This is a genomic window from Candidatus Glassbacteria bacterium (genome assembly GCA_019456185.1).
Taxonomy (GTDB): domain Bacteria; phylum Gemmatimonadota; class Glassbacteria; order GWA2-58-10; family GWA2-58-10; genus JAJRTS01.
Genome location: VRUH01000183.1, coordinates 1 through 866 on the forward strand (window position 1 = coordinate 1; position 866 = coordinate 866).

The 866-nt window shown below is 61.3% G+C and carries 1 protein-coding gene; it reads right to left on the reverse strand.

Going from position 1 to position 866, the window contains the following annotated elements:
• Positions 1-866 (reverse strand): type I glutamate--ammonia ligase (glnA, locus tag FVQ81_18770; protein ID MBW7998573.1); only part of this gene is annotated, 866 nt, incomplete at both ends.

Sequence of the window (866 nt, forward strand, 5' to 3'; positions counted from 1 at the left end):
AGTTCGGAGAGCGCCTCGCGCAGGGAGCCGGGCATCTTGGGCACCTTGGCCAGTTCTTCCGGCGGCAGGCCGTAGATGTCCTTCTCCAGTGGATCGCCCGGATGGATCTTGTTCTGGACGCCGTCAAGACCCGCCATCATCATGGCCGAGAAGGCCAGGTACCCGTTGCAGGTGGAATCCGGACAGCGGAACTCGACCCGCCGCGCCTTGGGCGAGGACACGATGGGGATCCGCACTGCCGCCGAGCGGTTGCGGTTGGAATAGGCCAGGTTGATCGGCGCCTCAAATCCCGGCAGCAACCGCTTGTAAGAGTTGGTAGAAGGATTGGTTAATCCCGCCAGGGCTCGGGAATGCTTGAGCAACCCACCGATATAATGGAGGGCCATTTCGCTCAGCCCGGCGTACTGGTCTCCGGCGAACAGCGGCTCCCCATCCTTCCAGAGGGATTGGTGGGTGTGCATCCCGTTCCCGTTGTCGTTGTACATGGGCTTGGGCATGAAGGTCGCGGAGCGGCCATAACGCTTGGCGATGTTCTTGATGATGTACTTGTACCATTGCAGGTTGTCCGCCGTGTTCACCAGGGTATCGAACCTGATGTTAATCTCGTGCTGGGCCGGCGCCACCTCGTGGTGCGAAGCCTCCACGGTAATGCCCAGGGACTCCAGGGTATTGACCATCTCCGACCGCATGTCCTGCATGGAATCGGACGGCGCGGTGGGAAAATAACCCTGCTTGGGGCGCACCTTGTAGCCCAGGTTCCCGTTGAGCTCCCCGGTGGTCCAGGGCGCTTCGGCGGAGTCGATGTAATAGTAGCCCGCGCCGGAATGGGTGTCGTAGCGCACCGAATCGAACACGAAGAACTCGGC